This window comes from Alishewanella longhuensis, from assembly GCF_014653435.1.
GTDB lineage: Bacteria > Pseudomonadota > Gammaproteobacteria > Enterobacterales > Alteromonadaceae > Alishewanella > Alishewanella longhuensis.
In genome coordinates, this window is the sequence record NZ_BNAO01000001.1 from 743,181 (window position 1) to 766,651 (window position 23,471).

Annotated in this window: 18 protein-coding genes; 12 read left to right on the forward strand and 6 right to left on the reverse strand. The window is 48.2% G+C overall.

Annotation, left to right across the window (positions count from 1 at the left end; genetic code table 11):
* Positions 1–15: 15 nt before the first annotated feature.
* The 7 genes from IE163_RS03145 (at position 16) to IE163_RS03175 (ending at position 10,032) form a co-directional block, all read left to right on the forward strand.
* Positions 16–2,193 (forward strand): winged helix-turn-helix domain-containing protein, encoded by a 2,178-nt coding sequence (locus IE163_RS03145; protein ID WP_189430074.1) that lies wholly within the window; start codon positions 16–18, stop codon positions 2,191–2,193.
* 136 nt (positions 2,194–2,329) lie between these two features.
* Complete coding sequence (locus tag IE163_RS03150; protein WP_189430076.1) at positions 2,330–2,881, forward strand: hypothetical protein; 552 nt, start codon at positions 2,330–2,332, stop codon at positions 2,879–2,881.
* A gap of 106 nt (positions 2,882–2,987) precedes the next feature.
* Positions 2,988–3,551, forward strand: coding sequence for a YqiA/YcfP family alpha/beta fold hydrolase (locus IE163_RS03155; protein WP_189430078.1), 564 nt, complete (start codon positions 2,988–2,990; stop codon positions 3,549–3,551).
* A 20-nt stretch (positions 3,552–3,571) separates the two neighbouring features.
* Positions 3,572–5,464, forward strand: coding sequence for a DNA topoisomerase IV subunit B (gene parE / locus IE163_RS03160; RefSeq protein WP_189430080.1), 1,893 nt, complete (start codon positions 3,572–3,574; stop codon positions 5,462–5,464).
* Positions 5,465–5,503: 39 nt separating this feature from the next.
* Positions 5,504–6,886 carry a tetratricopeptide repeat protein gene (locus IE163_RS03165; protein ID WP_229833408.1) on the forward strand — a complete coding sequence of 461 codons (1,383 nt, stop codon included), beginning with the start codon at positions 5,504–5,506 and terminating at the stop codon, positions 6,884–6,886.
* A gap of 17 nt (positions 6,887–6,903) precedes the next feature.
* Positions 6,904–9,183, forward strand: coding sequence for a DNA topoisomerase IV subunit A (gene parC, locus IE163_RS03170; protein ID WP_189430082.1), 2,280 nt, complete (start codon positions 6,904–6,906; stop codon positions 9,181–9,183).
* 114 nt (positions 9,184–9,297) lie between these two features.
* Positions 9,298–10,032 carry a 1-acylglycerol-3-phosphate O-acyltransferase gene (locus IE163_RS03175; RefSeq protein ID WP_189430084.1) on the forward strand — a complete coding sequence of 245 codons (735 nt, stop codon included), beginning with the start codon at positions 9,298–9,300 and terminating at the stop codon, positions 10,030–10,032.
* Between the two features lie 43 nt (positions 10,033–10,075).
* Here IE163_RS03175 and IE163_RS03180 read toward each other — a convergent pair whose 3' ends face one another.
* Positions 10,076–11,458: a GAF domain-containing sensor histidine kinase gene (locus IE163_RS03180; RefSeq protein WP_189430086.1), complete on the reverse strand. Its 1,383-nt coding sequence runs from the start codon at positions 11,456–11,458 to the stop codon at positions 10,076–10,078.
* Between the two features lie 556 nt (positions 11,459–12,014).
* On the opposite strand from IE163_RS03180, the gene rraB reads away from it, so the two are divergent.
* Both rraB and IE163_RS03190 read left to right on the forward strand, forming a co-directional pair.
* Entirely contained in the window at positions 12,015–12,392 is a 378-nt protein-coding gene (gene rraB, locus IE163_RS03185) for a ribonuclease E inhibitor RraB (RefSeq protein WP_189430088.1), read from the forward strand.
* A 179-nt stretch (positions 12,393–12,571) separates the two neighbouring features.
* Positions 12,572–13,843: an MFS transporter gene (locus tag IE163_RS03190; RefSeq protein ID WP_373297851.1), complete on the forward strand. Its 1,272-nt coding sequence runs from the start codon at positions 12,572–12,574 to the stop codon at positions 13,841–13,843.
* A gap of 2 nt (positions 13,844–13,845) precedes the next feature.
* Here IE163_RS03190 and IE163_RS03195 read toward each other — a convergent pair whose 3' ends face one another.
* From IE163_RS03195 to IE163_RS03215, 5 genes are all read right to left on the reverse strand, one after another.
* Positions 13,846–14,550 (reverse strand): LytR/AlgR family response regulator transcription factor, encoded by a 705-nt coding sequence (locus tag IE163_RS03195; RefSeq protein ID WP_189430089.1) that lies wholly within the window; start codon positions 14,548–14,550, stop codon positions 13,846–13,848.
* Complete coding sequence (locus tag IE163_RS03200; RefSeq protein ID WP_189430092.1) at positions 14,531–15,589, reverse strand: sensor histidine kinase; 1,059 nt, start codon at positions 15,587–15,589, stop codon at positions 14,531–14,533. The genes IE163_RS03195 and IE163_RS03200 overlap by 20 nt, the downstream gene beginning before the upstream one ends.
* Positions 15,586–16,608: a serine hydrolase domain-containing protein gene (locus tag IE163_RS03205; protein ID WP_229833409.1), complete on the reverse strand. Its 1,023-nt coding sequence runs from the start codon at positions 16,606–16,608 to the stop codon at positions 15,586–15,588. The genes IE163_RS03200 and IE163_RS03205 overlap by 4 nt, the downstream gene beginning before the upstream one ends.
* A gap of 29 nt (positions 16,609–16,637) precedes the next feature.
* A complete protein-coding gene (locus IE163_RS03210; RefSeq protein WP_189430093.1) occupies positions 16,638–17,291 on the reverse strand; it encodes a hypothetical protein in 654 nt (217 codons plus the stop codon).
* A gap of 175 nt (positions 17,292–17,466) precedes the next feature.
* Positions 17,467–19,164, reverse strand: coding sequence for a TIGR03545 family protein (locus tag IE163_RS03215; RefSeq protein ID WP_189430095.1), 1,698 nt, complete (start codon positions 19,162–19,164; stop codon positions 17,467–17,469).
* A gap of 227 nt (positions 19,165–19,391) precedes the next feature.
* Here IE163_RS03215 and IE163_RS03220 point away from each other — a divergent pair, with 227 nt between their 5' ends.
* The 3 genes from IE163_RS03220 (at position 19,392) to IE163_RS03230 (ending at position 23,471) form a co-directional block, all read left to right on the forward strand.
* Entirely contained in the window at positions 19,392–20,936 is a 1,545-nt protein-coding gene (locus IE163_RS03220) for an amidase (protein ID WP_189430097.1), read from the forward strand.
* A gap of 216 nt (positions 20,937–21,152) precedes the next feature.
* The gene (locus tag IE163_RS03225; RefSeq protein WP_189430099.1) at positions 21,153–21,560 is read left to right on the forward strand and encodes a hypothetical protein; all 408 of its coding nucleotides are present in this window, start codon (positions 21,153–21,155) and stop codon (positions 21,558–21,560) included.
* 75 nt (positions 21,561–21,635) lie between these two features.
* Complete coding sequence (locus IE163_RS03230; RefSeq protein WP_189430101.1) at positions 21,636–23,471, forward strand: efflux RND transporter periplasmic adaptor subunit; 1,836 nt, start codon at positions 21,636–21,638, stop codon at positions 23,469–23,471.

The following is a 23,471-nucleotide window of genomic DNA, read 5'->3' on the forward strand; positions in this document are numbered from 1 at the left end:
ACTAGGAAACGCTGAATGATACCGTCAAGCCAGCTAAAGCTGGGGGATTACATACTTTGCCCACTTAATCAACAGCTGGAATATGCAGAGCAACGGATTCCGTTGGAGCCGAAAGTATATGAAGTGCTCTGCTATTTGTTAGCACATCAGCAGCGCTTTGTCAGTTTAGAGGAACTGCATAAAGAAGTCTGGCAAGGACGGGTGGTAAGTGATACTGCGGTGCGGCGCACGATCAGTAAGCTTAGGGCCGCTTTAAATGATCAAGGGGATTCGCCTCGCTATATTCAATCTGCGGCTAAACGGGGGTATCGCTGGTTAATACCCTCCGAGTCAGTAACGCAAGAGGTTAACTTTGTACCATCAGTGAGTTTGCAACCCCGATCATTGGCTAGTCAGACAGAATTCACATCGATGCCTGGTGCTGAGGAGGCATCTGTTGCAACGGTTAGCTCTGCAATGGCGGCTGGAGCAAAAGTATCCCGCTCTGCTAGCCTTACCAGGTTTAAGTTTGCATCTGTCACCCTCCTGTCAGTTGCTGTGTTAGTACTAGTTTCGTCCCTGTTGGTAGCTTTTATCGGCAAAGGTCCTGACTGGAAGATGCAAACGGCCTTACCACTTATTGTCGGTGAAAAGCTTAGCATGGCAATTAGTCCAGATAAGCGCTTTTTGGTGTTTAGTTCAAATGCCGTTAATCACCATGGCCAGGAATTATATTGGTACAACTTAGCCACGCAGGAGCTAAGACAGCTGACTACTGGTGATAATCAGATCATGTATGTTGCCTATGCTGCCGACGGTAAACATCTGTTTTATCATAATTTTTATAATGGGGTGTATCAGCTTGTCCAAAGGCCGATTAGTGAACAGGGGCAGTTCACGGCCGAAGGGAAAGTGTTACTTGATGATTATGCTTCTATGTTCAAAATTTGGGTGCACCCAGATAATGAATCTTTGCTGCTTAACCTCGGCGATGCAGAGCAACTCAATATTCAGCGCTTACACTTGCCAACAGGATCATTAACGCCGCTTACCAGCTCAGTTACCGCAGGGGTGTACGATAGTACCTTTGCACCGGAAATCGATTCACAGCGGCTGGCTTTCCAGCGCTCCCCCCTAGGGCAAAGTAGCTCTTTGATTATTCAGGATATGTCTAACGGTAGGATCTTGCAGCAGTTTTTACATAAAGAGCGTATCTTTGATTTGCATTGGCTTACCGAGCAAGAGTTGCTGATTGTGGATGAGGAGGCAATAAAAACCTTTAATCTGCAAACCCGAAAAAGCATTCTGCTGCAACAAAACTATCAAACTGGTAATGCACTTACCCGCGGGCTAACCCGCATGCTAGTACCACTGCGAGATGGGCAGTGGTTGCAATTTCGGCATGAGGGCGATGTTAGCCGTATGATTCACCAACAAGGTGAGGTGGGGGTGCTATCCGGGCGCAGTTATATTCATACAGAAGTACAAACCCGAGCGGTATTTTTTAGCCAGGTGCCTCAAGAGTTCTTTTTACTGAACCTGGAAGGGGATAAACGCAGCTTACTCTCACGCCAGGCGAACGGCGAGCAGCAACTTTTGTTTGAAATACAAGACAGTAATGTGAGTTTTCAGCAGCAACACCCAAATGGCGAGAGTTTATTGCTGCTGCTTAATGGCAAACCAACGCTGTTCGATCTGAAACAACATCAACTAACGCCGTTGAATGTGGTGGGGAATAATTGGTTGTCGGCGCGTTTTAGCCATGACGGCCAGCAGATCGTTATGACGTCACGACAAAATAGTGAATACCAGAGTTGGCTGTACCACGTTGATACAGGTCTTAGCCAACTCTTGTACCAAGGATATCAAATAGTGATCCCTTATCAGGATAAAAGTTATCTGGCAGTGCACCCAGATTCCCGCTTTGTATTGCTGGAGGACGAGCACGTGACCGAATTACCTATTAACTATTCCCCACCATTTCCGGGCAGCGTGCATTTGCGAGGAACCTATTTATTCTGGGCCGAAACAGACTTAAAAAATACTACGGTGTTTCGCTTTAATTTGGAGAATGCTGCGTTGGAACAATGGCAGCAGGATCGGCGACAAATGCTACAAACCTTTGATGTTTCGGCAGATGGCTCAAAGTGGTTATTAAGACATATTGGGCATTTTGATACTAAAGTGTATCAAGTTTTAACAGATATTCGGTAGTTTAATGTTTAAATCTGGCTTGGTTATAGTTTAGTTATAAGCAATTCCGAGTTTCATCGCAGCGCTGTTATCGTTTGTTTCGTTATTGTCGTGCATGCTGTTTGCAAGTAACGAGTTTGCAGTAACAGGAAACGCTATGACAACAAAGCAACAGCATAAAAAACACACTAACCGCTACTGGTTTAGCGCCGCGGCGCTCGGTGTGCTCTGTGTAGCCTTAATCAGTGTCGTCACTTTTATTTGGCTGGTGCAGCCAGTATTTTCAGTACCCTGGCGCAGTTATTCGGTTGAATTGCTGCCAGATCAGGCTTATCAGCGCAATGTGCTTTGGCAAGCAAGTCAAAAACAACATCCCAGTTTGGCCACGCATCTGGCGGTACTGCCATTAAAACAGAGCTCGGAGCTTAGCGTGCCATCGTTAGGTATTTTTCATATTCCTGCGCGCTACGAACCGAATTTTTGCACCGGCGATCAGGTACTGCTGAAATACGGACAGCAACAAAGCCAGGGTATTCTTCGATTGAAAATCGCGGCGGGCGAAGGGCAGCAGCATGCTCAGTTTGGTATTGAATTATCGGATGTCACGCGGCATAACCATCCAACACTAGACAAAGTATCAATGCGGTTACAAAGGTTAAGTTACCAGCCAGGCGATTGGCAGACAGTACGATGTTCTGCTATTAAGTAGCCGTTACCCGGCATTCCAGTGATTTGCCTTAGGGAATCAATAACGCTGTTATGCGTTTTCAGGTAGAATGTGCTGCTTGTTACTTTAGAAACTGTGGTAGTGCTTAATGCAGGAAATTGTTTATTTACATGGTTTTGCCAGTTCAAGCCGTTCAGAAAAGGCTGTGCTGACAGAGCAATATTTCCAAGCCATACCTAAGGTGAGATTTCGGGCATTAGATTTGCCCTATACCCCTAATGAAGCCATGGCAACGCTAGAGATTATGCTGGCAGAGCCACCACTGGCAATTATCGGTAGTTCATTAGGTGGCTTTTTAGCTACGGTATTTGCTGAAAGGCTGGGGTGTCGGGCGTGTCTGATTAATCCGGCTGTTGCACCTCATAAGGTACTGAAAAATTATCTCGGTTCGTACGACCATCCTGTGCTGCAGCAACGTTATCAGGTTAGTGCTGAACATATGCCATTGTTGAAGGCATTAATGCCAGAATCTCTTCAGAACGCTAGTCAATATTTTGTGCTTTTGCAAACCGGTGATGAGGTGTTAGATTATCGGGATGCTGTTCAATATTATCAGGGTGCTAACGTGCAATTGGTAACAGGTGGCGACCACAGTTTTGTAGGATATCAGCACTATCTGCCGCAGATTGCCCAATTTTGTTTGCAAGCTTAACAGGAAGCAAAAAACATCATATGACAGAACAACTCTATAATGCCGAATCGATTGAAGTTCTAACCGGGCTTGAACCTGTACAACGTCGCCCCGGTATGTACACCGACACCACTCGTCCAAACCATCTGGCGCAAGAGGTCATTGATAACAGCGTCGATGAAGCCCTAGCCGGCCATGCTGATCTAGTACAGGTGATTTTACACGACGATCAATCGATAGAAGTGATTGATAATGGTCGCGGTATGCCGGTGGATATTCACCCGGAAGAGGGTGTGTCAGGTGTTGAACTCATCATGTGTCGTTTGCATGCTGGCGGTAAATTTTCCAATAAGAATTATCAATTCTCCGGCGGCTTGCATGGCGTAGGTATTTCAGTAGTCAATGCCCTGTCAAGCCGGGTGGATGTGAGTATTCGGCGCGACGGTCAGGTTTATGACATTGCCTTCGAGCACGGTAATAAAGTATCAGAGCTGGCAGTAACCGGCACTGTCGGTAAACGTAATACCGGCACCCGAGTTAGGTTTTGGCCAACCCCGTCCTATTTTGATTCCCCAAAGTTCTCTGTAAGTCGTTTATTGCATGTGTTAAAAGCCAAGGCTGTGTTATGCCCGGGTTTAACGGTAAAATTTGACGACAAAGTTAATCAGCAGCAATACCAATGGTGTTATGAAGCAGGTATTCGTGATTATCTGGCCGAAGCCGTACAGCAATTAATTGCTTTACCAGAGCAGCCTTTTGTAGGCAAGTTTTCAGCCACGACCGAAGCGGTAGAATGGGCGCTGCTTTGGTTGCCAGAAGGCGGCGAATTAGTTACCGAAAGCTACGTTAACCTGATCCCCACGGCACAAGGTGGTACTCATGTAAACGGTTTGCGGCAAGGCTTATTAGAAGCTATGCGCGATTTTTGTGAATTCCGTAATCTATTGCCGCGTGGCATTAAGTTGTCGCCAGAGGATATCTGGGATCGCTGTGCTTATGTGTTATCACTGAAAATGCAGGATCCGCAATTCGCCGGGCAAACCAAAGAGCGTTTATCATCACGGCAATCTGCTGCCTTTGTCAGTGGTATCGTAAAAGATGCTTTTAGTTTATGGCTAAATGAACAAACAGATATTGCGCTGGCCCTAGCCGATTTTTGTATTAACAATGCCCAAAAGCGTTTAAAGGCGGCAAAAAAGGTTATTCGCAAGAAAATCACTTCTGGCCCAGCGCTACCAGGTAAACTCGCCGATTGTTCGGCCCAGGATTTAGCCCGCACCGAACTGTTTTTAGTAGAAGGTGACTCGGCAGGAGGCTCAGCTAAACAAGCGCGCGATCGGGAGTTTCAGGCGGTGATGCCGCTTCGCGGTAAAATCTTAAATACCTGGGAAGTGGAATCCGGACAAATTCTTGCTTCACAGGAAGTGCATGATATTTCTGTGGCTATCGGTATTGATCCTGACTCTGCTGATCTGTCAACTTTGCGTTACGGTAAGGTCTGTATTCTGGCCGATGCTGACTCAGACGGTTTACACATTGCGACCTTACTCTGTGCGCTCTTTATGCGGCATTTCCGCCATTTAGTTGAGCAAGGGCATGTTTATGTTGCCATGCCCCCACTGTACCGGATTGATATTGGCAAAGATGTATATTATGCCCTTGATGAACAAGAAAAAAATGGTATTCTCGACCGAATAGAAGCAGAAAAAAAACGTGGCAAAGTGAATGTGCAGCGCTTCAAAGGTCTAGGTGAAATGAACCCGTTGCAACTGCGTGAAACGACCATGGATCCCAATACCCGGCGTTTGGTGCAGTTAACCATTGATGACACCGCACAGACCATGGAATTAATGGATATGTTGCTAGCGAAGAAACGTGCCACTGATCGCCGTGATTGGTTGGAGCTCAAAGGTGATAGAGCCATTATAGCCTAAGCTTCTTTGTTAGCCGGGCTTAATAAACAGGAGCGACGTGTGGGGAAAGTGCTAATAATATTGCTGCTGATCGTTGGGTTTTGTTGTCAGGCAGCCGCTGCGGCCAAAGACGCGCCAGACTGGTTAGTGCAGGTGGCGGCACAGAAACATCAGGCTCCGGAACAAATGTTAGGCATTCTAGAGGCACATGAAACAGAATTTGCCAGTTTAGCACCAGAACAACAAGCTTATTGGTTAAATCAACAAGCTGCAGTGTTAAGTTATTTAGGGCGCTTTCAGGAACAGCAAAATGCCGCACAACAGGGTATAGATTTACTCGGTGATGCGGCGACGGCGCTCAAAGCAGAGCTGATGTTTGAGCTTGGTTATGCCCGCGAGATGCAACTGGCATTAACTGAAGCACTCAGTTGGTATCAACAGGGAATGACGCTGGCGACAGAGCTTGCTGATGAAAAGCTGCAAGTCAGAGGCATGATCAATATTGCTGCAGTAGATTCGTTACAAGATCGGGATCAACAAGCATTACAAACCCTTAAAAAAGCCTACAGTATGGCGAAAGAATTAAAAGATAACGAATTACTGGCAGATGTAAACGCACAACTGGGTTTAATGTATTCCTCGTTAAGTTTTGAACAAGAAGCTCAGGAGTTTTTAGAGCGGGCATTAGCGCTTTACGCTGAATTAGGTTGGCAGAAAAATCGTATTTCCGTGTTGTATAATTTGGCAAGAAACTACAGCTATCTACAAAACTATGAACAAGCCTTACAGAGTTTTGAACTCATGCTGCAATCTGCATTAAAAGAGCAGGATGTCCTGAATTTATATTATGCCTACAGTGGTTTAGCCATTACCAATAATGAAATGGAGCGACCACAGGTTGCTTTAAATTATATGCAGAAGGCAGAAGAATATTTAGATTTGATTCAGTCAGACTATTATCTTGCTGGCCATCATTACGAAAAAGCCCTCATTTTTCAAAAACTGCAGCAAAGTACTCAGGCCATGCAGCAGCTGTTATTAGCGGAAGAATATTTTAAGAAATTAGAAGAGAACCAATCTGGTAATATGCTACTGGCTTTACACTTACTAAAGGCAGAACTGCTGGCTGAACAAGGTCAATACCAGCGCGCATATCAGCAGCTATTAGCATTTGTGCATGGTTTTCAACAATTTCGCGATAAAGAAAATGAGTTAGCTTTAGTCAAATCGCGCATGACCTTTGAGGCCGAGCGTGATCTAGCCAGGCAAAGCCTGCTGGAGCAGGAGTATCAATTAAAAGCGCTGCAGTTGGCTGAAATTGCCCATTCAAAACAAATTCAGGTGATGTGGCTGGGCATGGTTATCGTGCTTAGTGTGTTGTTGCTGGCGGTGATATTATTATTGCGCGCCAGTAAACGTAAATCTGCCCGCCAGTGTAATTAGCGACAACAGGAAAAGGCATGACAGAAACTGTACTTTTAGCCGATGGCACCGAGCAATTGCCATTGCGTCGTTTTACCGAAGACGCCTATTTAAATTATTCGATGTACGTCATTATGGACCGTGCCCTGCCGCATATCGGTGATGGTTTAAAGCCGGTGCAGCGTCGTATTATTTATGCAATGTCTGAGCTTGGCTTATCTCACCTTGCTAAATTCAAAAAATCAGCACGTACTGTCGGTGATGTTTTAGGTAAATTTCATCCACATGGTGATTCGGCCTGTTACGAAGCGATGGTTTTGATGGCCCAGCCTTTTTCCTACCGCTATCCACTGGTTGACGGCCAGGGTAACTGGGGGGCACCGGATGATCCTAAATCCTTTGCTGCGATGCGATACACTGAAGCGAAATTATCACGCTTTAGTGAAGTATTATTATCTGAACTCGGTTCTGGCACGACTGATTGGACACCAAACTTTGATGGTACCCTGGAAGAGCCAAAGGTATTGCCTGCCCGCTTACCCCATATTTTACTGAACGGTATTACCGGTATTGCCGTAGGTATGGCCACTGATATTCCACCGCATAATGTGCGGGAAGTGGTTAACGCTTGTGCTGCGCTGTTAGACAACCCCGAAACAAGCAATGCCGATCTAATGCAGTATGTGCAAGGCCCCGATTATCCAACAGACGCGGAAATTATCTCTTCTGCTACTGACATCGCTGCCATTTATAATACCGGTCGCGGCAGCATTAAAATGCGGGCGCTATATCAGCAAGAAGATGGCGATATCGTGATCACGGCTTTGCCGCATCAAACCTCAGGTGCGAAGATACTAGAGCAAATTGCCGCCCAGATGCAGGCCAAAAAACTACCGATGGTCAGTGACTTACGTGATGAATCTGATCATGAAAATCCTACCCGTATTGTGATAGTGCCGCGCTCTAACCGGATTGATGTTGAGCAATTAATGCAGCATCTGTTTGCGACCACTGATCTTGAGAAAAGCTACCGGGTTAATTTGAATATCCTGGGGATGGATCATCGGCCGCGGGTCCGTAATTTATTAGAGATCCTAACTGAGTGGCTAAGCTTTAGGCGTGATACGGTACGTCGTCGTTTGCAATACCGCTTAGATAAAGTGCTGGACCGTTTGCATGTGTTAGCAGGTTTATTAATTGCCTTTTTGAATATCGACGATGTGATTCGGATTATCCGTACTTATGATGAACCTAAGCCTGAGCTAATTGCTTTCTTTGGTATTACCGAGCGTCAGGCTGAAGCCATTTTAGAATTAAAGCTGCGCCATTTAGCCAAGTTGGAAGAAACGAAAATTCGCGGTGAGCAAGATGAACTCAGTAAAGAGCGTGACAAGCTGCAAGCCATCTTAGGATCTGAAAAGAAGTTAACGAAACTTATTCGTGACGAATTGATGGCGGATGCCCAGAAATATGGTGACGATCGTCGTAGTCCTATTGTCCAGCGAGAAGAAGCCAAGGCGTTAAGCGAAAAAGAGCTGTTACCCAGTGAAGCGGTTAGTGTGGTGTTATCAGAGAAAGGTTGGGTACGCTGTGCCAAGGGCCATGATGTGGACGGTAATGCTTTGAGTTATAAAGCTGGCGATGCCTATAAAGCAATGGCCAAAGGCCGTTCTAATCAACAGGCCGTCTTTATCGACTCTTCGGGGCGCAGCTTTGCCACTGAAGCACATGAATTACCCTCAGCACGCGGGCAAGGGGAGCCACTTAGCGGCCGTTTTACCATTGTTGCGGGTGAAACCATAGATCATGTGCTGATTGCCGATGAAAAGCAAACCCTCTTACTAGCCTGTGATGCGGGCTATGGTTTTGTAGCGGAGTTTAATGATCTGCTAAGTCGTAACAAGGCCGGTAAAGCCGTGCTGAGTTTACCGGTAGGGGCAAAAGTGTTACCTCCAGTGCCCGTTGCAGCACCGGAAAGCGATTTGTTGCTCTGTATCTCAAACGAGGGCCGCATGCTGATGTTCCCTGTGGCAGAGTTACCGAAACTGAGCAAAGGTAAAGGTAATAAGCTAATGTCCATTCCATCGGCCCGCGCTGCCAGCCGCGAAGAATACGTGTGTTTATTGGCCGTAGTACCAGTCGATGGCAGCGTAACCTTGGTTGCAGGCAAACGTAAACTCAGTTTGAAAATGGCTGATTTACTGCATTATCAAGGCGAGCGAGGCCGGCGTGGTAATAAGTTACCCCGTGGTTTGCAGCGGATTGATGAAATTATCGTCAATGGTCAGAGTGATCAAACCAGCCCTGTGAGTGAATAGCGCTATACTGAGCCCTTTGTCATAGTTGGGTTTACCAGATAAGGTTTTGCCTGTCAGACTGCAAAGCACTGCTTTAAAGATGACAGCTTAAACCATCGTTGCAAGGGGCGGGTTGTGATTGCTGTTGTACGTTTAATTTTGTTGGTTTTATTTTTTTTGATAAGTACCGTGGCCGGTTTGCTGATGTGTTTGTGTCGACCTTTTCACCCGAATAACGTCGCACTTTTTAGTAAGTGGTACGGCAGTGTTTCCTGGATATTAGGCATAAAAGTTGAAATAAGACGGGATCCCGCCATTCAAATTGGTGAACCCTATGTTTATATTGCTAATCATCAGAATAATTTAGACCTGTTTACCTTAAGTGGTTCTGTATTGCCACGTACGGTAACCATAGGGAAAAAAAGTCTGAAATATATCCCGTTTTTTGGCCAGCTGTACTGGCTAAGCGGCAATTTTCTGATAGACCGCGATGATAAAACCAAAGCCTTAAACACCATGCTGGCGGCCGCTGAGCGGATTGCCAATCAAAAAATTTCGGTGTGGATGTTCCCGGAAGGCACCCGTAGTTATGGTCGTGGTTTACTACCCTTTAAAATGGGCGCCTTTCATATTGCCCTGGAAGCAAATGTGCCCTTAGTACCGGTTTGTATGAGTACTACCCATCAACAGTTTAAGTTAAATCGCTGGAATAACGGTAAGGTGATTATTCAGATGCAGGCCCCGGTATTGCTGAGTAAAGAGCATAGTATCCGGCAGTTTGCTAAAGATTTGCGAACAAAAATGGCTGCTCAGATCAGCGAACTGGATGCGGAGCTGGCTGGGCAGCAGACTTCGCTGCGACAAGATTGATCAGCAGGATTCCGAGTGGGAACTAGCCAGGGACAGTACAGACTTAAGACTCGGGCGACAAGCCCGCCAGCTTTAAACTAAAGCGGGTACCTGTACCCAGTTTCGATGTGACAGTCAGCTCCCCGGCAAGATTTTTTTGTACAATGTTATAAACAATAGACAAGCCAAGCCCGGTACCCCCGCGGCCACGTCGTGTGGTAAAAAATGGCTCGAAGATCCGCTGCAAATGTTCACGCGAGATACCGCAGCCATTATCCGTTAGTTGCAATAGCAGCCGTCCGTCAGCTAAGGCTTGCGTTTCGATCCTGATCTGCGCTTTCGCAGCGGTTGGTGGTGGATCAAAGGCATGGATGCAGGCATTGGTGACTAAATTAGTTAATACCTGTGCAATAGCTCCTGGATAAGAATGCAGTGACAGGCCGCTGTTTAGTATCAGCTCTAATTCTACATGATGTTGTTTGCAGAATGGCAGCAAGGTTTGTAGCACGGCCTGCACATAATCATCAATTGCAAACTGATGCAACTCGTAATGCGATTGGTCAACCGCACTTTGTTTGAACTGAATAATGAGCTCTGCTGCGCGGTTTAGGTTGCGCTCGACTAATGCCGTAGAGTGTTGTAACTCAGCCAAAGTTTGCTCAAGCTGGGTCTTGCTAAGCATACCCGAGTTCACACTGTCCACTAAGGCCGTTAATAAGTAGCGACAGTGTGAAATACCGGTGAGGCTGATACCCACGGGGGTATTTACTTCGTGGGCAATGCCGGCAACTAAACTGCCTAAAGACGCCATTTTTTCCGATTCAATCAAATGTTGCTGAGTTTGTTTCAGCTGATCTAAGGTGTTCTGTAAATGTGCAGTCCGCTCATTAACTAAGCTTTCTAGTCGTTGATTGGTTTGTTCCAGTTGCTGTTGATAACGTTGTCGCTCTGCAGCGGCCATTACCCGGCCATAAAGATCCGACAGTACCCCAACAAAACCTGCATCATCATCACTCCAATCCCGATTTTGCCCGGTCTGTTCGCAGCAAATAATGCCAATAACCTCGCCCTGATAGCGCAACGGCACATCTAGCATAGACCAGATATCAAGCGGAATAAGGTAGGGTTCAGCAAATTCATGAGTTGCGCTATCGGTGCGGGCGTCCCTTGCTTTAATAACGCGCTTTTTATCCAGCGCCGCGAAGTATTGCGGAAACTGCTGTCGCGTTAAGGCTGGCAACTCACTGACATTCAGTTCTAGCGGGCAAATTTGCTGACATTGCATCAGATCCCGCTCCGTATCATAAAGCCAGATACTGGCGCGGGCGATATTTAAACCATCCAGACAGCGCTGCAAAATAGCACGTTCAGCCAGCATTTTATCACCACTATCTAATATCGGATCCATCGATAACGAAAGCAGTAAATTATCTTGTAGTTCCTTCATGTAACCTGTTCCAATCTTAGATGAAGCAGTATCGGCTTAAGCCATCTTAAAGCGAGCTGCGCCTTGCGAAAATTGAATCTTAACCACCTTGTAACTATGTCAACAAGTCACCAGCAAAATAAAAAGACTAGCACTAGAACCGCTAAAGAGTTTGCTACCGACATTGAGGTTTTGCATAAATGTAGTTAAAGCAGTCATCTGACAATTCCTATTTGTTTTATCATTATTTTTTGCCAGGAACTGCAGGCGTAACCTAAGTGCACAAGCGAAAGATAAACTAACAAGCGTTGCGCGGGTCATCGTTTTGTATACTTAAAAGTATAGCCTATCAAGCGCAGAATGTTGGCCTTCTCAAATGCAAGGTATGAGTATCAGCCTTTGCTGCAACTGAGGAACAAGTAGTGTCGACCATGACAGCCTTCTTAACTAAGTAGTTGCCCCTTTTAGTCGCTGCTGAAAAATCTGTACCATAAAATGCCATAGCCAATGCATACCCTTGATGCTGAGCTTGGTAACGACTAAACTGCGCAGCAGACACAGCCAACAGAGTAATACTATGGAAAACTGGAAAGAATTTACTGACGAAACCATCTCGGCTTTATTGGAAGATGGCAGCGATCCGGATGCGCTTTATACCATCGAGCATCACTTTTACGACAAAGACTTTAATAAACTGGAAAAACTGGCGGTAGAGCTGTTTAAACTGGGTTATGAAGTTACCGATGCCGAAGAAGTCGAGTTTGAAGATGGTGCCAGTGCCTGGGTATTTGATGCCATTTGCGAGCAATCATTAGATGGTGTGGCTATTACCGCCGATGCAATTAAACTGGAAGCCTTGGCAAAAAAACATCAGGTAGAATACGACGGCTGGGGCACCTATTTTGAAGGTGATGAAGACGGCGTGGAATGGGAAGACGACGACGCAGAAGAGTAACGTTATCTGTAACCTTGTAAGACCCGGTGTGCTCAGCCTACCGGGTTTTCTTTTTCTACCACTGCTCTTCACATAACCTGTCATGTGTCTCCTGCTGGCGGTTACTCAACGTTATTTTAACGCGTCTTGTTCGCTATTCGGTATACTAGTCGTCTTCCCAGTATTGTCTGCTGTTTGCTATGAAAAGCCTTGATAATGTGTCTGCTGTACTACCTTTATCTGCCACTGACCTTGCTGTTGGCAAGGACATGAGCGAAGCACGTCCACGACCAAGTCCAGAAAAATTGGTATTACCCATCGTTGGTGCCGTGAGTTTTGTGCATCTGCTCAACGATCTGATTCAAGCGATTTTGCCTGCAATCTACCCTATGTTGAAAATCCAGTACGCGCTCAGCTTTACGCAGCTAGGCCTGATCACCTTGATTTTTCAGGTTACCGCTTCTTTGTTACAGCCGGCTGTAGGGTTTTATACCGACAAATACCCGAAACCGGCACTCTTGCCGTTGGGGATGGGTTTTACCTTACTTGGCTTGCTGCTGCTCGCCGTAGTGAACAGTTTTCCGCTATTACTGTTGGCCTCAGCGCTAATTGGCCTTGGTTCTTCTACCTTTCATCCAGAGGCTTCCCGCGTGGCAAGGATGGCATCGGGCGGGCGTTTTGGTTTGGCGCAGTCTTGCTTTCAGGTAGGAGGTAATGCTGGCTCGGCATTGGGGCCTTTGCTCGCTGCGCTGATTATCATTCCGCGTGGTCAGGGCAGTATCGCCTGGTTTTGCTTGTTTGCTATTGTCGGGATTATGGTGCTACTTCGCGTCAGTCGTTGGGTAGTCAGTAGCCAGGCTGCGGGTAGTGCGCGCAAAAATGCCAATATAGATAGCGGCTTATCAAAACAGCAAATACGTCGCGCATTGTCGGTGCTGGCGTTATTGGTGTTATCAAAATATGTGTATATGGCTTGTCTGAGTAATTACTACACCTTTTATCTGATTGAACATTTTCAGGTATCGATAGCACATTCTCAGCTATTTTTATTCTTGTTTCTGGCAGCGGTGGCGGTTGGTACTGTGATTGGCGGCCCGGTTGGCGACAGAATTGGCCGTAAGCAAGTGATCTGGGTTTCTATTCTGGGGGCAGCGCCGCTAACGCTGCTATTGCCTTATGCCAATTTATATTGGACTGCCGTGCTAACGGTACTGATTGGTTTAGTATTATCTTCTGCCTTCTCGGCTATTATCGTGTTTGCGCAAGAACTGGTACCCAGCAAAATTGGGATGATTTCAGGCATTTTTTATGGGCTGATGTTTGGCATTAGCGGCATCGCTGCAGCAGGGCTAGGAGCGCTGGCGGATGCGACCAGTATTATCACGATGTTTAAGTTCTGCGCCTGGTTACCCTTACTTGGCATTCTGGCGATCTTCTTGCCTAAGATGCGTCAAGTTAACCCAGGCAAGTAGTTTTACAAACTCCAGCCCTGCTTAAAGGCGCTGGCCTGACGGCGGGAAATTTCTACCTTAAGGTCGGCACTAAGGCCGACCTCAAAACCGCCACTGATGTTAGGCTCGATCTGCCGGATATATTGGGTATTAATAATCCAGCTGCGATTGGCCCGAAAAAAGGCGTCTGCCGGTAGTTTTTGTTCCAGTGCGCTTAGATTGCGGTAAATCATCGGTTTACCGGCGGCAAAGTGCACCCGGGTGTAGTTGCCTTGCGCCTCAAAGGCGTAAATATCGGCCAGCGTAACAAAATAGCAGCGGTCACCGTCTTTGAGAAAAACCTGGCTTTGCAAGGTCATCTGTGGGCGTTGGCTGGGTGCTGGCACCTTTGCCAGCGCGGCCTGTAAGCGGGGTAGAGTAACAGGTTTTAGCAGATAGTCAGTAGCGTGGTAATCAAAGGATTTTAGTGCGTATTGGTCAAAGGCGGTGACAAAGATCACATGCGGCAGCGTACTCTGCTCCGCCAGTTGCTCTAGCAGCTGAAAGCCATCGGCCCCCGGCATATCAATATCCAATAGCAATAAATCCGGGTTGTTGTCTGCGATCTGTTGTAATGCCTGGCTAACATCGGCCGCTTCACCAACAATCTCAATATCCGTACAGTGTTTTAATTGATTTCGCAGTTCCAGCCGGGCTAAGCGGCTATCGTCAACCAGCAATACTTTCATCTAGTGACTCCATGGGTAGACAGATCTCGGTTAGCACCTTTTGCTGTTGCTGTGTTAGCTGCAAGCTGGCGCGGCCCTGATATAGCAAATCAAGCCGTTGCCGGATATTGGCCAGCCCCACGCCAGTGCCGCCGGTATCTTGCTTAAGCTGGCCATCATTGCTAACCGTTAAACATAACTGATTATCGGTAATCCGGGCGCTGATCGCAATGCTGCCGCCGGCCGGTAGCTGGCTAATGCCATGCTTAATCGCATTCTCTACACAGAGTTGCAGCAATAACCTGGGTACGGCCAAGGCCAGACAGGCATCCGGGATCTGCTGTTGATAGTGCAAACGTTGTTCAAACTGAATCGAGCACAGCGCCAGATAATGCTGCACAACTTCCAGCTCCTGCGCCAGAGGCACTTTAACACCAGCTCGTGGGTCCAGATTGTAACGCAGCATATCGGCCAGGATGCTTAACATCTCGCGGGCTTTTTCCGCATCTTCCAGGATCAGCGCGCGGATATTATTTAGCGCATTAAATAAAAAATGCGGCTGTAATTGGTTAAGCAAAGCATCCAATTGGGTGGCTTGCAGTAAGTCGGTGGTTTGCTGTAGTTGCCGCACCTTGGTTACAGCAAAGTACAGCGCTGACCAGAGCCACATGGCAATCAGCATACTAACAAAGTCGCTGCTGAAAATTCTTTTGATCACAAACCAGCGCTGTGACTCTGGGATGGGAAAGCTGTATTGCGTGTTACTTATCAAAAAGAACACTATGACTAGCAGGCTGGTTGCTATAACAGCGATTAGTATGCTACCAAAGAGCAAGCAGGCTGCCTGACGCAGCACGCCAGCTTGCTGCAGTTTATGTCGGTAGATGCTACGTAACAAATGCGAGCCAAGCGCAGTACTGCCAACCAAAATGGCGGCATAGAGCAGATTAATAGTAACAAAGATGGGATTGGTATAAATAACCAGGCTAAGTAGAACGTATAGCAGCCCCCAGCCACTGCATTGTAATAGGGCGTAACTTGCTTGCCGGCTTAATGTCATGGTTGGGTTTCCGGTGCTGAGCGGTTTTCGGCTGGCGTAGCCAACCAGTCGGCAAATAACGCCAGGCCTTGTTCAGTAACAGGTAGCGCCATATTGGTCAGGATCACCAGCCCTTTTTGCTGAGTGGGTTCAAACACCACCAAACTGCTAAAGCCGGCAGTCTGGCCGGCATGCCAGTACCAGCCCTGAGTAGTGAGCATCCAGCCGGGTGTCATGGCCGGTTGGTCGTTAAGTGGTAGCGGTGATAGCCATAATTGCAGCAGCGGATCCGTGTTGGCAGTTGAGAATAGTTGTTTTAGCATGCCCGCCATATCCTCAATACTGGCGACGACCGCGCCTGCGCCCGCCAGGCTATCAAATTGCCAGTTAGCCACCTGCTCAGCGTTAATCGCATAGCCGTTGGCAAGTTTGGGTAGGGGGGTAGCTACTCCAGAGTTATCTGTGGTCGACATTTGCACCCTGGCTGTTGGCATCATCAGTGGCTGGAATACCCGCTGCTGCATCAGCTCAGCATAGGATTGCTTTGACTCAGTAGCCAACAGCCAACCCAGCAGACCATAGCCATAGTTGGAGTAAGCGAACTGGCGCTCAGTAAAGTCGGTCATTGTCAGCGCCTCAAGCAGCTGGTTATCGTGGTAGCTGGCGTAGGGGTTACGTAAATCATCCAGCGGTAAATTGGCTGGCAGCCTTGGCAAACCACTACGATGAGTCAGTAAGTCGGTAAGATTATACTGATGTAAAGCCAGTTCCGGGAGGGCAAACTGCTGTGCCAGTGGCTGGTCGAGTTGCCAGCGCCCTTGCTGCACCAGGCTTAGCACCGCCAGCGCCGTTAGGGGTTTGGTTACCGAGCCAATTTCAAATAAGGTGTCTAGATTAACGGCTTGACTGAGCGCTGGGCTAACAGTTTGTTGCTGCCCAGTATCTGCCAGACCATGTAGCTGATATTGCACCTGCTGCCCGTCCACCAGTGCGATAGCAACGCCGTGCTGGCCAAACTCTTGTTTCAGCCAGCTGGGCAATTGCTGTAGCGTCAGTGGCTCAGTCGGTGTCAGGGCTTTTTTTTTAAATTAAGCGGCATGGCCCGGCCCTGAACAAAGGTGCCTTGCCACTGGTCTTGTTGCCATTGCCCCTGATAGCTGGCGTTGATCATTTTGGCGCTGAAATTAAGCTGGTTTTCGCTGACGCTAAATTGGTCGACCGGAATACCATAGCTTTGTTGTTTTGGGCTATCCAGGGTCACATGATAGTCGCCGGCAACCACTGCGACATTTAATACCAACGGCAAGCTGGCGTTATTACCAAGCGCTAAATCACCTGCCCACTGCTGTTCGTGCTTTAGGCGTGCTAAATCCTGGCTGGTTAAGCGAGTCAGGGTAATGGGCATGGCACGACCTTGCGTGAAAAACCCTTGTAGAGTCTCCCCGGCAAAGTTGCCTTCAAAGCTTGCCTTAAGTGAGTCGGCAGCAAATTTCAAGTGAGTGCCTTCCAGCGCCATGCTTGTCGGCAGGATAGGTTGCTGGTGTTGATTGGGGCTTAACAGCGACAGTTGGTAGCCGTTATCTGCTGCAGTCAGGGTTACTCCCAGTACTATGCCGGCACCAGGCGCCAACTCAAGTACGCCGCGCCAGTGGCCGCTGTAATCCTCCGCTAGGCTGCCAAAGCTGGCCAGTAACAGGCTGCTGCTAAGTAAAATCTTTTTCATGACATGTCCTCCGTGCTGTTTTAGCTTACAGCATAACGCCCTAAATTGTCTGCCTAAGACATTTTATGATGAAGGGTAAGGCTGTCAGGATAACTGGTTAAAATTCGTGATGAAGGGCCTGTTTCTTGTAAATCTGCCGGTATCAAAGAGATACCGGCACAGTAGTGATGAGTTGTTAACCGCCACCCAAACGGTTAAGTAAACGGTCTCTCACCTGATCCTGCAGATTCCCCATTTTTGCGCCTAACAGCTCTTCCAGTTTGGCTTCCAGCGCCTTGCTATCGGTTTCTTGCTGCTGTAACAGGCTTAGCCATTCTTGTTGTGGCCCCAGTTGTTGCGTCAGGCGGCTATCCAACTCAGTGCGCAGTTGGCTTTGCAGCTGCGCGATTTTTTGTCTGGCTTCGCCAAGCAAGGCGTCACCTAGCATGCGATCTAAAGAAGAACGAATAGTCACCTGCGGATTCGAAATTAACCCTTCGGCCAAGACGTCAAAAGGGACCTGACTTTGTTGATTCAGCAGGTTTACCAGCGGATCGAGATAGCGGTTACCGGTTTTCTCAAAGTTGGCATTTTTTAACAGCACCTTAGCTTGCTGCTTTAGCTTATCATCTGTAAGTTTTAAAGAACCATTGGCACTAAATAACCCAGCCAGTAAGGTCAGCGCATTTTGCTCACGGCCCAGGGTTAAGTTCTCTAGCGCCATACCGTCTAACTGCCAGCTAAGGTTGGTAATCATCTGTTCTAAAATAGCGAAATCGCCGTTTAGCTTAAAGGTGTTGAGCTTAGGTAAGCCGGCCACATCTAAATTAAAGCGGGTAGCGACGTTATTGATCAGCTGATGCTGGGTGGTAATGTCCTGCATGGTAATGGTGCTTTCAGTACCGGCTAACAGCAAATGCAGTTTGGCGTTTTTCACCCAGAAATTTGGGTAGGGCTGGTTTGGATCCAGTGGCTTCGCCGGTGAGGGTTCACCTTCTTGCTGTAAATAGGGTTTAGCCAGTTGATATAGCGCTTCCAGTTTTTGAATTTCCCGTGCCCAAATATCGCCTAACAGGATTTGAAAAATCGGTGCCAGGCCACCGTCCTGGATATTGGCCAGTTGCTGCAGTTGCTGCCAATCTTGCTCGGCGGCTTGGCGCAAGGCTTTTACTGCGTTACTTAACGTATCGCGACTTTGCGTCAAACTTTGTTGCAGCTCACGCAGTTTATCGCGCTCGCTGCGTACCTGCTGCTGTAACGTATTTAGCTGCTGAGTTTTTGCAGCTAAATCGGCAGCATCGCTAATACGGCTGTCAGTTAGCGCTTTGATGCTGCTCTGCAATTCTGCCAGCGTTTCGGCGGTAGGTAGTTGTTGCCGCAGCTCGCTAAACCTTTGTTGTTGGTTTTGTGCCAGTTGTTTGAGCTGCTCACCTTGTTGCACAGTTTGTAAATTGGCACGTGCCAATATTTCCGCTGACGTTGGGATCTCTACCTGCAACAGCGAGGCTAAGTCTAGTGCATTGTTGTTCGGTACCGGCTCCCGATAGACTTTACCGGGGTTTGTCCTGCTAATGCCGTACGCCAGCTCGCTGATCTCCAGTTCTTCCACAATATAATAGCCTTTTAACGCAGGCCAGGGATCCACCCGGGCATAGGCTTTAGCAAAGCTTAGGCTGTTAAATTCCGGTTTGGCCGGATCGGTTAACTGCACACCGTTGATTTGTAGCGACACCGGCATTAGGCGCAGCGAAACACTCTCCACATTTACTTCGGCGCCAGTTACTTCCTCCAGCTCACTAATCATTACGCTTTTAATAATGGTATTGGCCAACAGCCAGCCAATAAGTAGCAAGGTGATCAGGCTAATAGGAATAAGCCATAGGAGTTTTTTCATTGGAAGATCCTTATCAAAAGCAATGCAGGGACAATTTGACCAACACAGGCCAACGGGCCTTAGTTTAAAGCAAAAGGTTAAATTCCGCATAGTCTTTGGTTAACAATGCCAGTTTAAGTTCCGTTTACGGTCAGTTGCGACCAATAACAGCTGGCTGCGGCGAAACCGCATGCCACCAAGGCACTTAGTGATTATGCTAAACCAAGGTTAGCTTTAAGAGATATGTTATGCGAGTAGTTTGTTTAATCTTAGGATTTTTACTATTAGGCTGTAAACCAGTCGCAGTGCCGGAACCCGTGGTAGTTAGAGACACAGCTTGGTTGGATGCGCGTGGTGCGCAGCAAGCACTTGCTGCTGGTGAGCTAAGTAGTGAACAGTTAGTCACTTATTATTTGTCGCAAATCGAAAAGCATAATACTGACGGCCATCAACTGCGTGCCATAACGGATATTAATGCCGATGCATTGGCTCAGGCGCGGCAACGGGATCAAGAGCGCGCTGCCGGAAAAATACGTTCCTCTTTGCATGGTTTGCCTGTGGTACTAAAAGCCAACATCGCTACAGCAGATCAGCTGCCTACTACGGCTGGTGCTTTAGCGCTAGAAGGCCATCTTACTCAGTCTGATGCCGAACTGGTGCAACAATTGCGCGCTGCAGGAGCAATTATTCTGGCAAAAACCAATTTATCCGAGTGGGCGAACTTTCGCGGTGAAAACTCGGCCAGTGGTTGGTCCGCTTTAGGCGGGCAAACTCGTAACCCCCACTTATTGACGCATACCCCTTGTGGTTCCAGCTCGGGATCTGGGGTGGCAGTAGCCGCGGATCTGGCCTTATTGGCGGTTGGCACTGAAACGGATGGCTCCATCATGTGCCCAGCTGCCATTAATGGCATTGTCGGCATTAAACCCACCCGAGGTGCTGTTTCCGGTGAAGGCATTATTCCTATTGCCAGTGCGCAGGATATCGCTGGCCCTATGGCCAGACGGGTTTATGATGCGGCGTTATTACTGGAAGCCATGTTAACCCCAGAGGCGCGCCAGCAAATTCCTGCCTCGTTAACCGCCGCCGCTTTGCAGCCGGCCAATAGTGGTAAAGTCTTGTTGGTGCGGGCTTATGATCAGCGTGATCCGGCTTTAGCCGATATTCTGGATAAAACGGCAGCGGCCCTTACTGCAGCAGGCATTGAAGTGGTAGAAACTGACAATTGGTCTTTACCGGCAGAGCTCTATCAGGCGGAGTTTACAGTACTGCTTTATGAGTTTGCTCGCGATTTACAGCAGTGGCTTACCAGCTATCAGGTATCGGAAAAGGTGAATACGCTACAAAAAATCGTTGATTTTAATCAGCAGCGTGGTGCAGAGGCGTTGGCATTTTTTGGGCAAGAATATTTAATACAGGCTGCGGCGGTTGATTTAGTGACAGAGCAAGCCGCCTATGAACAAGCGTTGTTACAAAGCCGCACCCTGGCAGAAACGGCGTTAAACCAGTATTTACAGCAAGGCTATAGCGCTATTATTCTGCCTTCTTATGGCCCAGCCTGGCCTATTGACCATGTAAAGGGTGATAGTTTTAACTTTGGCACCTCAACGGCCGCTGCAGTGGCGGGTTATCCGTCTATTACGGTACCTGGCGGCGCCAGTGGTTTGCTGCCACTGGGGCTTAGTGTGGTTGGCTTACCCTGGTCTGAGCCAGAGCTGGTGCGACTTGCTGCGCTACTAGAGCAGCAGTTAGCGGCCTATCGTCGGCCAGGCTTTGTTGCCGATGTAGAATAAAGTGTAGAGTCAAACGTAGCTTTACGCTTGACTCTGGAGTTACTCCAGAGTGCAAAATGCGCTAAATGGTATTTTTTAGTGCAATACGGCCAGCGTTAAGCTATAACAAGCAGGGCGTTGACAAGGCGCCTGTGTCGCTACTTCGGTTTTGACATAGACAACAAGCGCTCCTATTGTTATTTATAACGCCCTTAGATTTGGAAGAAACGAATAAGCATGTTAAGCACCTTGGTACAACGCCAAAAAATCTTGATTATGCCGCTGTTAATCAGCCTGGCATTTTCTTGGTGCTTAATGCTTTGTGAAAATCTGGCGCTGGCGGCGCCTGTTCAAAACAATAGCGCTACTAGCCAGGTTGCTACACCGCCTTGCCATAGCCAGCCAGGCAGCCAGCATACTGAGCCCAGTAGTCACAAGCTGACTATCGAACACTGTAGTGGTTGTGATAATCAGGCTGCCGCGGCTGAGTCCTTAGTATTGGCTTTTGCTGCTGTGCTGGTGACTTGGCAAGGTGCCGCGCAGCTGCAGTGGCCATCGACAGCGCAGGTTCATTTAGCCTTCGAGATGCCGCCCCCCCGATCCGGTGTTCCGCTTTATTTGGCGAAAAACCTGCTGTTAATTTAAGCCTTTACTATTTTATCTGGGTCCCGACGCTGGCGTCGGCTGTTGGTATTTTTAGTAAAGGTTAGCAATTTCATTATGTTTATACCTCAAGATTCCTGTTTCCAAGCTGTTGGCACTCTGCCACAGAAAACCTTGCTGCCGTTGTTAGCTGCGCTATTGCTAGCGCCACAGACCTTGGCTGTACAGAATATGCAGCAGCATGCTCATGGCCATACACATAATCACGCAACCACGCCCGCTTCTCAGTCTGCGGTGGTAGATCCTTTAGCAGCACTGCAACCGGAAGCGCAAAGTTATACTTGCTCGATGCATCCACAGATTCGTTTTACCGATCCAAATGCTCGTTGTCCAATTTGTGGCATGGCGCTCATTCCAGTACCACAAGATGATGACACGGCAAATGATGCTGCCAGTGTGCAAACTGAATTGCGCTTAAGCCCCCGAGCGGCCGCCCTGTTGCAAACAGAGGTTATACCAGTGAAAAAAGCCGCTGCAACCCATCACTTTACCCTACCGGGACGTTTGGCTGCAGATCAAAGCCGGATACAAACCATTAGCGCCTGGACAGGAGGGCGGATCGAGCAGGCTTATGTTAATCGCACCGCACAGCAGGTTACCGCTGGCGAGCCGCTGCTGGAGATCTTTAGCCCGGATCTGATTGTGATCCAGCAAGAGCTGCTGCAAGCCAAGCAATTAGCCGGCCGCGCAGGCAGCTTGCCCGCTGGAACTACCTTAGACAGTGCCCGTCGCCGTTTGCGTTTACTCGGGGTGCCGGCAACGCAAATTGAGCAGATTTTAACACGGGAACAATTGCAGGATACGGTAACACTCAGTGCCCCCGTGGGGGGTATTGTCACCGAGAAGTTCGTAAATCAAGGCGCTTATGTCACGGTAGGGCAACCCTTGTTTACGGTATTAGCGCTGGATAAGCTCTGGTTAGAATTAGAGGTGTTTGAAGCGCAGTTGCCACTAATAAAGCAGGGGCAAGCTTTTACGGTTGCCTTTGCTGCTTTTCCAGGCGAGCAGTTTGCCGGCAAGGTTGAGTTAATTGAGCCACAGCTTAGTAGTAATAGCCGTACTGCACGTGTTCGCGCCAGTTTAAGCAATACTGATGGCCGTTTAAAGCCGGGTATGCTGGCGTTGGCAACGCTAAGCCATCCCTTAGCAGAGACTTTGCTGGTGCCCGCCAGCGCGGTCTTGTTCACGGGTAAGCAATCACTGATTTATGTGCAACTTGATGCCGAAAAACCACATTACCAGCCAAGAATCGTCACGGTGGGCCAGCGGGTGGGGGAATATTATCAGGTGCTAAATGGTATTGATGAAGGCGAGTTGGTGGTAAGTAAAGGTGCTTTTCGCTTAGACAGTGAGCTGCAGATCCGTGGTTTGCCAAGTATGTTATCAGCAGAGCGTCTTGCCAGTAATCCGCCAATCCCTTCGGTTGCCACCCCTGCTACCACGCCCGTTGCAATAGATGGTTTTGTTGTTAGCGCGGCCTTACAAGCGCCATTGTTGGCAGGCTACCAACAAGCCTACGCTGGTTTGATCCAGGATGATTTAGCACTATGGCAGCAAGGGACGCTCGCCATGCAGCAAGCGGTAAGCAATATCGCCTGGCCAGAGCGATTTCCACGTATAGTACTGGCGCTGCAAGCCGGCGCGGATGAGATTAACAGCATCACGGATCTCGAGGAAGCCCGGGCACTGTTCTATCGACATAATCTAGGCTTGCTGCGTTTTGCCGAGCTCGGTGTCTTAGCCCAAGGCTGGTATGAAGCTTATTGCCCAATGGCCCGAAGTGGTGAAGGCGCCAGCTGGCTGCAGTCTGATAGTGAGCTGCGTAACCCTTACTTTGGTGCCATGATGCTGCGCTGTGGCGATATGGTTCGTCAATTCGCTGTGGAGGACTAA

Bases quoted from the DNA above. Each gene is read 5' to 3' on its own strand.
- IE163_RS03145 (WP_189430074.1), top strand. From the start codon at position 16: ATGATACCGTCAAGCCAGCTAAAGCTGGGGGATTACATACTTTGCCCA.
- IE163_RS03150 (WP_189430076.1), top strand. From the start codon at position 2,330: ATGACAACAAAGCAACAGCATAAAAAACACACTAACCGCTACTGGTTT.
- IE163_RS03155 (WP_189430078.1), top strand. From the start codon at position 2,988: ATGCAGGAAATTGTTTATTTACATGGTTTTGCCAGTTCAAGCCGTTCA.
- parE (WP_189430080.1), top strand. From the start codon at position 3,572: ATGACAGAACAACTCTATAATGCCGAATCGATTGAAGTTCTAACCGGG.
- parC (WP_189430082.1), top strand. From the start codon at position 6,904: ATGACAGAAACTGTACTTTTAGCCGATGGCACCGAGCAATTGCCATTG.
- IE163_RS03180 (WP_189430086.1), bottom strand. From the start codon at position 11,458: ATGAAGGAACTACAAGATAATTTACTGCTTTCGTTATCGATGGATCCG.
- rraB (WP_189430088.1), top strand. From the start codon at position 12,015: ATGGAAAACTGGAAAGAATTTACTGACGAAACCATCTCGGCTTTATTG.
- IE163_RS03190 (WP_373297851.1), top strand. From the start codon at position 12,572: ATGAAAAGCCTTGATAATGTGTCTGCTGTACTACCTTTATCTGCCACT.
- IE163_RS03195 (WP_189430089.1), bottom strand. From the start codon at position 14,550: ATGAAAGTATTGCTGGTTGACGATAGCCGCTTAGCCCGGCTGGAACTG.
- IE163_RS03200 (WP_189430092.1), bottom strand. From the start codon at position 15,589: ATGACATTAAGCCGGCAAGCAAGTTACGCCCTATTACAATGCAGTGGC.
- IE163_RS03210 (WP_189430093.1), bottom strand. From the start codon at position 17,291: ATGAAAAAGATTTTACTTAGCAGCAGCCTGTTACTGGCCAGCTTTGGC.
- IE163_RS03215 (WP_189430095.1), bottom strand. From the start codon at position 19,164: ATGAAAAAACTCCTATGGCTTATTCCTATTAGCCTGATCACCTTGCTA.
- IE163_RS03220 (WP_189430097.1), top strand. From the start codon at position 19,392: ATGCGAGTAGTTTGTTTAATCTTAGGATTTTTACTATTAGGCTGTAAA.
- IE163_RS03225 (WP_189430099.1), top strand. From the start codon at position 21,153: ATGTTAAGCACCTTGGTACAACGCCAAAAAATCTTGATTATGCCGCTG.
- IE163_RS03230 (WP_189430101.1), top strand. From the start codon at position 21,636: ATGTTTATACCTCAAGATTCCTGTTTCCAAGCTGTTGGCACTCTGCCA.